7 protein-coding genes and 2 pseudogenes are annotated in these 8,130 nt (G+C 68.6%); 7 read left to right on the top strand and 2 right to left on the bottom strand.

Going from position 1 to position 8,130, the window contains the following annotated elements; all coding sequences use genetic code 11:
* A pseudogene (locus ACWDSL_RS50320) lies at positions 1-226 on the bottom strand (DUF4232 domain-containing protein); the annotation flags it as partial.
* A gap of 534 nt (positions 227-760) precedes the next feature.
* Here ACWDSL_RS50320 and ACWDSL_RS50315 point away from each other — a divergent pair.
* The 6 genes from ACWDSL_RS50315 (at position 761) to ACWDSL_RS50290 (ending at position 6,395) form a co-directional block, all read left to right on the top strand.
* On the top strand, positions 761-1,495 hold the full coding sequence (locus ACWDSL_RS50315; protein WP_450496104.1) for a GntR family transcriptional regulator: 735 nt from the start codon (positions 761-763) through the stop codon (positions 1,493-1,495).
* A 266-nt stretch (positions 1,496-1,761) separates the two neighbouring features.
* Positions 1,762-2,649, top strand: a complete 888-nt coding sequence (locus ACWDSL_RS50310) for a halocarboxylic acid dehydrogenase DehI family protein (protein WP_450496103.1) — start codon at positions 1,762-1,764, stop codon at positions 2,647-2,649.
* A 35-nt stretch (positions 2,650-2,684) separates the two neighbouring features.
* A complete protein-coding gene (locus tag ACWDSL_RS50305; protein WP_450496101.1) occupies positions 2,685-2,873 on the top strand; it encodes a 2-hydroxymuconate tautomerase in 189 nt (62 codons plus the stop codon).
* Between the two features lie 213 nt (positions 2,874-3,086).
* Positions 3,087-4,775, top strand: coding sequence for an L-lactate permease (locus tag ACWDSL_RS50300; protein ID WP_450496099.1), 1,689 nt, complete (start codon positions 3,087-3,089; stop codon positions 4,773-4,775).
* A gap of 84 nt (positions 4,776-4,859) precedes the next feature.
* Entirely contained in the window at positions 4,860-5,657 is a 798-nt protein-coding gene (locus tag ACWDSL_RS50295; protein ID WP_450496097.1) for an SDR family NAD(P)-dependent oxidoreductase, read from the top strand.
* A 300-nt stretch (positions 5,658-5,957) separates the two neighbouring features.
* Positions 5,958-6,395 carry a hypothetical protein gene (locus tag ACWDSL_RS50290; protein ID WP_450496095.1) on the top strand — a complete coding sequence of 146 codons (438 nt, stop codon included), beginning with the start codon at positions 5,958-5,960 and terminating at the stop codon, positions 6,393-6,395.
* Between the two features lie 41 nt (positions 6,396-6,436).
* Here the strand turns inward: ACWDSL_RS50290 and ACWDSL_RS50285 are convergent, their stop codons facing one another.
* Complete coding sequence (locus ACWDSL_RS50285) at positions 6,437-7,549, bottom strand: integrase core domain-containing protein (protein WP_450496094.1); 1,113 nt, start codon at positions 7,547-7,549, stop codon at positions 6,437-6,439.
* Positions 7,550-7,626: 77 nt separating this feature from the next.
* Between ACWDSL_RS50285 and ACWDSL_RS50280 the strand changes: the two are divergent.
* Positions 7,627-8,067, top strand: a pseudogene (locus tag ACWDSL_RS50280) (S8 family serine peptidase); the annotation flags it as partial.
* Positions 8,068-8,130 lie beyond the last annotated feature (63 nt).

Below are 8,130 nucleotides of genomic sequence, written 5' to 3'. Positions count from 1 at the left end.
CGCCGCCCGCCTCCGAGCCCCCCTTGCCCTTGGCGTCGGAACCCTGCGCACCGCCGGAGGAACCCGAGGAACTGCTCGACCCGGCCGGGGCCGTGTCCGCCTGGCCCGCGGACTTCTCATCGCCGTTGCAGGCCGTCAGGGTCAGCGCGGCGGCCGCGGTCAGGACCGCGGCGGCGACGCGGAAGGTGCGACGGCGGGCGGTGCGGGCAGTGATGTTGGAGCGCATTTCGGGTCCCCCCAAGGGCGGTCGGTGTCGTCGTCTGCTCGGTACGACAACAACTCTGGCCGGGACCACTACCGCAACACTGCCGCCCCACTAACATCCCGCTAACACGACCGCGACCAGGAGAAAGACTCCAGTCAGAGGCACCCCGATGCGTGCGCGTTCACGCTGGTGGACCCCAGGGGGCTCTGGGAGGCCGCCATGCGCCCCGTATGGAGCGGAGCCGTCAGCTTCGGTCTCGTGACTTCTCTGAACTGGGTCTTACGTGGTGAGCGAGTCAGGAGCTTGCCTCCGCCTGAGTAGGCGCCGACACCGAACACTCGTCCGCCGAGTCGGCGTGGGTGCCCGTTGCGGGAAGAGTTCGGTGACCGGACCACGCGCGTACAGCCCAGCCACAGAGGGCAGAACACGGCGGAAGATCGACGGCACGAACGCGCCGCAGGCGACCCGATCCCGTGCACGTGGCGCCGTTACCAAGAAGCGCGCCCTTTCGCCGACCTGGAATACTTGTGGTCCGGACGCGGCGGAGGAGAGACGATGGTCGAGCGACCTGGGCGGGCGGGCACGCAGGAGACCAGCACTCGTGGCAGGCGCCCCCGCGCCGGGAGCGGGGAGTCCCTCAGCGACCGCGCGTACGAACACATGCGCACCGCCATCCTCCAGGGGGTCTACCGTCCCAACCAGCGACTCCCCGAGGACGAGGTCGCCTCGGAGCTGAATGCCAGCCGGACGCCCGTCCGGGCCGCCCTGATGCGCCTGGTCGACCAGGGCCTGGTGGTGCGCGAGCGGCAGGGCTGGGTTGTACGCGAGCACACACCGGACGAGATTCGCGAAATCTACGAGGTGCGCTGTGCACTGGAGGCGATGGCCACCGGGCTGGCGGCCGTGCGCGCGTCCGAGGAGCAGCTCGCCGTGATCTCCGCCTTCTACGAGGACCCGGTCGAGGAGTATGTGGCACGGCCTGGCGCCGAACTGGGACTGTTGAACCGGGAGTTCCATCAGGCGATCGTGCGGGCCTCGGCCAACCAGCGTCTGTTCGACGAGTGGCTGCGCAACCGGGACTTCGGTATCACCTACAACATGGCCGCCCTGTTCACCCGGGACGAGGCCGTCATCTGCGTCGAAGGCCACAAGAAGATCATCGCTGCCCTGCTGGACCGTGACCGCGAGCAGGCGGAGCGTCAGGCCAGGCTCCATGTCGAGGATGTGCAGGCCGCGGCGTCGCGCAGGCTCGACGCCGTACGGGCACCCGGGAATCTTCACCTCTCCTGACCCGCGCATCTCACCGGAGGTCGAGGCAGCGCCCGTATCGACCCGATCCACGGGATTCGCCCGGACCGCAGTGCTGAAACTTGCTTGAAACACATGCTTGTTGCATTGGATCCAAGTTTGTATCCTAAATAGGATGCAGCCTGGTGCCCCGGCACCGTTCCGGTGCGCCCACAGGACGCCGATCACGCAGGCAGTCGGCGCGCAGGCCGTCCGCGGGGAGCTGCAAAGCCATCGACACGAAAGGGCCGGAGCACAAAGTGACTCATGTGGAAACGACCGACTCGAAAGCGATCGACCCGGAAACGGCCGCAGCGAGGGAGCGAAGTGACGCCGAGCGCGGCGCCGCCCTGTTGCCGACACTGCCCGCCAAGCCGGATCTGACCCCCGAGGCGGCCACGGCACTGGAAGAGGTGCCCGGATACCTCGGCGTGCCCTTCGTGAGCCCGATTTTCCCGGCCCTGGCGAACTGGCCGGACTATCTCGTACCGGCCTGGAACGCGTTCAAGCCGGTCCTCGGCTCACCCGCGTTCAGCGAGGCCGCCGCAACCCTGCGGGTACCGGCCGAGCTGCTTCCCGCGCCGGATCCCTCACTTCGCACCGATGCCGACGGCGCCGATACCGACCTGATCCGCCGCTACACGGCCACCTTCCACCAACTCCTGCCCACCATCCTGCTGTTGACCTCATGCTGGTACGGGGGCCTCACGGTAAGTGGCCGTGCGGCACGTCCGGAGGCGCCCGACCCCGGCCCCCGTGGCATCCGCCCCGGCGCGGTCAACGTCGTCCCGGACGGCACCTCGCCCGCCGAGGAACTGGCGCACGTGTACGAGGAGATCCGCGCCACCCACGACCACCCCCGCGTGCTGAGCTTCTACCGCGCGCTCGGCAACTGGCCCGCCTTCATGACCGGGGTGTGGGATCACCTCGGGCCGGTCGCGCGCGGTGCCGGGTACGCCGCCGCGCGCCGGCAGCTCCTCACGACGGCCGCCGGCCTGGCCACCACGCTCCCCGTGCCGGTCATCGACACCTCGGCAGCCGAGGAGGCCCGCGCCATCCTCGCGCTCTTCCGCACCCGGCTGATCCCCGCACTGTTCCTGGACACCGCTGCCGTGCTCGCGCTCCTCGGGGAAACGGACGCGATCGTGTCCGCATAATCCCCGCCCGCACATCCCCCGACCTCAGGAGAGCCATGCCCAACATCACCATCGAGCTGTTGGCCGGACGCACGCGTGAGCAGCGCGCGGAGTTCGCCAAAATCGTCACCGACGCCGTGGTCGACGTCCTCGGCGCGCCTCGCCATCTGGTGCGCATCCAGTTCACCGAGCTGGCCCACGACCAGCTCGCCCTGGGCGGCGAGCTAGCCGCTCCCCCCGCATAAACCGAACGCGTCTCCCCGCACGTACCTCTCACGTACGTCCCTCCGGCGGAACACTCCATCGCCTGACACCCGCACTCGCCGCACCGAGGCATGAAGGCTCGAGTCACCGAGGAATCACCGCCACCTCATCCCCCGGCCAAGGAGCACATCCGCCATCCGCGACCGCCCCTTGCCCGGACGGCCCCGGTCTTTCGACTCTTCCAAGGGGTGTCCATGTACCAGCAGAACTTCGATCCCGTATGGGGACAGCTCGGCCTCTCCGCAGCGGTCGCCGCCCTCCCGCTGCTCGTTCTCTTCATCCTCCTCGGCGCGCTCCGGTGGAAGGCGCACTGGGCCGGGCTGACCGCCCTCGGAATGGCGATGGTCATCGCGTTCGCGGTCTATCGCATGCCGGTCGGCCAGACCTTCAGCGCCGCCGGCTACGGGGCGGCGGCGAGCTTCCTCACCGTCATCTGGATTCTGATGAACGCGCTGTGGATCTTCAGACTGACCGAACGCACCGGGCACTTCGCGGTGCTGCGCAGGTCCTTCGCCGGGGTCAGTGACGACCACCGCATCCAGGTCATCATCATCGCCTTCGCGTTCGGTGCGCTCCTCGAAGCGCTGGCCGGGGCGGGGACCCCCGTCGCGATCAGCGCCGTCATGCTCGTCGGCCTGGGGCTGCCGCCCCTGCGCGCCGCCGTGGCGTCCCTGGTGGCCAACACGGCACCGGTCGCGTTCGGCGCGCTGTCCGCCCCGGTCACCACGCTCGCGCAGGTGACCGGACGGGACTTCCACACACTGGGCTCGATCATCGGCCGCCAGACCTCGGTCGTCGCGACGATCGTCCCGCTGGTGCTCGTCTTCCTCGTGGACGGCCGCCGGGGTCTACGAGAGGTCTGGCCCGCCGCGCTGGTCGCGGGACTGGCCTTCGGGCTCGGACAGTTCGTCTTCGCCAATTTCATCTCGGTCGAACTCGCCGATATCGGAGCGGCCTTGTGCTGTGCCACGGCCCTCGTGGGATTCCTGCGGGTCTGGCATCCGGGCCGGGCGCTCAGGGAAGCGGGCTCTGTGCGGACCGCACCGCCGGTCCATGCCGCGTCATCGGTTCCCATGGCCGCGGGCAGAGGGCCCGGCGACCCGGCCGGCGACCCGGCCACGCCGGTCGCGGACGTGCCGCGCGACAGCCGACGGAACGTGATCCTCGCCTATCTCCCGTATGTGACGGTGATCGCCGTCTTCGTCATCGCCCAGTCGGACGCCGTCAAGGAGTTTCTCGGCTCGGCCGCCCTCCACTTCGACTGGCCCGGCCTGAACATCACCGGAGCGCAGGGCGCGCCGGTCGCCACCGTCTTCACCTTCGACTTCCTGCCCGCGGCCGGCACGCTGCTGTTCGTGTCGGGACTGGTCACTGTTCTGCTGCTCCGGGTCGGCCCCGGGGAAGCGGCCCGCGTCTACGGGACCACGGTGAAGCAGCTCACCTGGACGATCGTCTGTGTGCTGTCCGTTCTGGGCCTGGCCTATGTGATGAACCTGTCCGGGCAGACCGGCTCCCTGGGTCGCGGCCTGGCGGCCATGGGCTCGGCGTTCGCCGTGTTCTCCCCCGTCATCGGCTGGCTGGGTGTCGCGATCACCGGGTCGGACAACTCCTCCAACGCCCTCTTCGGAGCGGTTCAGATCACCGCCGCACAGCAGACGGGTCTGTCCCTCGACCTGATGGCAGCCGCCAACTCCTCCGGCGGGGTGGTCGGCAAGATGATCTCCCCGCAGAGCCTGGCGATCGCCGCCGCGGTGGTCGGTGTCCAGGGCAAGGAGGGCGACATCTTCCGCAAGGTCATCGGCTACAGCCTCGCTTTGCTGACACTGATCGCGCTGATCGTCCTGCTCCAGTCCACTCCGATCCTGGGCTGGATGCTTCCCTGAGCCCGTAACGCCGCACCCGCCCCACTCCCCCGTCCACGCCCGCTTGAGTCATATCTCTCACCGCACACCACTGGAGACACCACGATGACGAATCGGTACCGCGCCCTGTTCGACCTCACCGGCAAATCTGCCCTGGTCATGGGGGCTGCGTCCGGCCTCGGCGAGGCCACGGCACGGATGCTGGCCGGTCTCGGCGCCCGGGTGATCTGCGCCGACCTCGACGGCGCCGGCGCCAGGACCACCGCTGAGAGCATCGTCGCCGAGGGCGGTACGGCGGAGGGGGTCGACACGGATCTGAGCAGCCGCGAACAGGTCACCGAGGCCGTACGGACCACCGTGGACACCTACGGCCGGCTCGACATCGGCGTCACCACTCCCGGGATCAACATCCGCAAGCGGCTTGCCGCGTACACGGAGGAAGAGTTCGACCGTATCGTCGATCTGAACCTGAAGGGCACGTTCTTCTTCCTCCAGGAGGCGAGTGCCGTCATGGCGGAGCAAGGCGGCGGCAGCCTCATCGCCTGCTCGTCGATGCGGGCGCTGATGGTCGAGCCCGGGCTGGGTGTGTACGCGTCCACCAAGGCGGCGATCCTGCAGATGGTGCGGGGACTGGCTACCGAGGTGGGCCCGCGGGGCGTACGGGTCAACACCATCGCCCCAGGGGTCATCGACACCCCGCTGACCCGCCCGCTGTGGGACGACGTCAAGGCGAGGGAGGCGTACAGCGCACACACGGCCTTCGGCCGCTGGGGCAGCGCGGACGAGGTCGCCTCGACGGTCGCCTTCCTGGCCAGCGACGCCGCGTCCTACGTCACCGGCACCAATCTGGTGGTCGACGCGGGCTGGACCATCATGGACGGCCGCTTCGACCCGGGCCGCTGACCCCGACCGGAAACCCGGAGGGCCCGGCCGCGGATCGCGCGGCCGGGCCAGCAACAAGGTCGCCAGCGCGCTGGGCCTGGACCTACCCGATGACGACGACGATCTGCGTGACGTACTCGAGGCAGACATGCAGCAGGTCCACTCCCACTGGCGCCACCAATAGCCGCACTCCGGCCGCGGCCGTGAGGGCGACCGTGCCCGCGCTGATTCGCAGCGAGACTCCACAACCGCTGCGCGATCTCGTGCGTCCCACTCTTGAGCGCCGACAGGAGCCGGCCACGGGGAGACAGGACGCGGACCATGCAGAAGTACACGGTCGTCCAGCGCATCACGCGCTTCTTCTGGATCCCGCGTGGTGCGAGACGGCAGCAACCCACACCCTGCTGGCGGGTGATAGGGCTCTGCCTGTCAGTGCTTGCCTTCGGGGCCGGGGTCACCGCGATGGGTTGGGACGATGAATTCGGCGGCTCCTACATCATGGCGATGATGCTCCTCTTGAATGTCGTCGACGACATCATCAAAGGGGTACGGCACCGCTGGCCGGCCGCACTGGCCGCACTGGCGATCCTGTCGGGCGCGAGCTGGCTCACCAGCGCCGTCCTGCCCGGCTCCCTCGACGCGGCTTGGGCAAAGACCATCGCCGCCGCCGTCGGCGTCACACTCGGGTTCACCGTGGCCGCCGCGATCACGCGGCTCCCGGAGTGTCGACGACGGCCTAATTCCCCACTTCCCGGTTGATGTTGTCGGCGTAATTCCCCTGAAGGGTGTCAATATTCCGATCAGGCTGCTGAGCTGGGCGTTTCCTGCGGATGATGAGGCAGCCGGGGTGGCATGGTGTGGTACTCGTTGAGCAGTCCGCCGAGTACCTGATGGTGCCTGACCCTGGCAGCGGGCAGGGGGATGATGTGCGGGTCGTCGTCGGGTGCTCGTAGGCCGAGGCTGCGGTGGGCTCGTCCGGCGTTGTAGTGCTCGGCGTACTGGTTGAGGACCGTGCGCAGGTGTCGTTCGCCGGTGATGAGGATTCGGTCGGTGCATTCTGCGCGGGCTGTGCGTATCCATCGTTCGGCGAACGCGTTGGATCGTGGGCTTTGCGGTGGGGTCGGGATGGTGGCTGTGCCGTTGCCGGCGAGGACGTCGTCGAATGCGGCGGTGAACTTGCTGTCCCGGTCACGGATGAGGAACCGGAAGCACCCAGCCCTGTCGCCGAGGTCCATGAGCAGATTGCGGGCGAGTTGAGTGACCCATGCGCCCGTCGGGTGGGCGGTGACGCCCAGGACGTGAACGCGCCGGGTGGCAGTCTCCATGACGAAGAAGACGTAGAGGCGCCCCCGGAAGACGGTGTCCACGTGTATAAAATCGCGGGCCAGAAGCGTGTGGGCCTGGGCTCGGAGGAAGGTACGCCAGGTCTGCTGGGATGCGCGCTGCGGCGCGGGTGGTAGGCCGGAGCGGCGCAGGACGCGCCGGATCGTGGCGGCGGCAACCCGATGACCGAGCCGTCGCAGCTCACCTCGGATCCTGACGTACCCCCAGGTGGGGTTCTCTCGCGCCAGGCGCTGGATGAGCGCCGCAATCTCTTCTGCCAGCGGTGGCCGACCGGGTCCGACCGCCGTCTGACGCCAGTTCCAGCGCACCAGACGACGGTGCCAGGCCAGCAGCGTCCCCGGGGTAACCAGGCGATGGCGGCGCAAGACGGATGGCAGGTGCCGGGCGAGAGCGGAGAGCACGGCACGATCAGCCCATGAAAGCCGCGGCCGCACTACTTGCCGGCGAAGCACAGCGACCTCATGACGAAGCGCGAGGATCTCGACGTTGTTCGCGGCGGTCGACCGGCCCAGCAAAAGAAGACAGCCCAGCAGCCGGCAGAAGATCAAGTAGAGCAGTCGCAGACCCACAATCAGTGATCATGCCCATACGTGGACGATCACAAAGCCCCAGGTCAACGACCGTACGGCAATAAAGACACCCTTCAGGCGGGGCCAGCACCTCCCTGGACAACGCGGTAAGCAAATCGATCGCATCCGGGGTGACCTACTCCATCGCGGCCGGCAACTCGGGGGCCAACGCATCGAACTACTCCCCCGCACGGGTGGCGACCGCCCTCACCGTCGGCGCCACCACCAACACGGACGCGAAGGCCGGCTACTCCAACTACGACTCCGTGGTGGACCTCTTCGCCCCGGGCTCGAACATCACAGCCGGCTGGAACACCTCCGACACCGCCACCTACACCGGCAACGGCACCTCCTTCGCCGCCCCGCACGTGTCCGGCGCTGCGGCGATCTACCTCGCCGGCCACACCACCGCTTCCCCGTCCGAAGTCGGGAGCGCGCTGGTGAACGGTGCCACCTCAGGGGTCCTGTCCAACATCGGCTCGGGCTCGCCCAACAAGCTCCTCGAGGTCGTGCAGTGACGCGCTGACCGCGCTGTCGCCCGCCAGTGATCGCACCACTGTCGCCCGCCGGGTCCCCACCCG

The sequence above is a fragment of the Streptomyces sp. NPDC000941 genome (genome assembly GCF_053599555.1).
Note: the sequence above shows the minus strand (reverse complement) of the source record. Positions and strands in the feature narration are given on the sequence as shown.